1 protein-coding gene is annotated in these 263 nt (G+C 54.0%); it reads right to left on the bottom strand.

The genetic code is table 11. From position 1 onward, the window contains the following. Window positions 1–263 (bottom strand): orotate phosphoribosyltransferase (locus CAGGBEG34_RS00355; protein WP_042687143.1); only part of this gene is annotated, 263 nt, incomplete at both ends.

Raw genomic sequence — 263 nt, 5'->3', positions numbered from 1 at the left:
CATTGGGAGCATTAAGCGTTCCGCAAGCCAAGCGGCGTATGGAATGCCTGCGGTTTCTCCGCCGGCAATTGCATCGATCTGTTCAAAGCCAATTTCGGACAAAATGACGGCCTCAGCCATTTCCATCAAAGCGCGGCGAGCGCGCACAAATGAGATGATTTTGCGGCAATCGATATAGACCGGGCTTGCCCAGCCGGAGGTCAGTTTAAAAGGCGACTCGAGGTTGGCGTGTACTGCGCGCATTTCAAGCAGGATTTTTGCGG

It is taken from the genome of Candidatus Glomeribacter gigasporarum BEG34 (assembly GCF_000227585.1).
GTDB classification, from domain to species: Bacteria; Pseudomonadota; Gammaproteobacteria; order Burkholderiales; family Burkholderiaceae; genus Glomeribacter; species Glomeribacter gigasporarum_B.
This window is presented reverse-complemented; position numbering and strand designations above follow the sequence as displayed.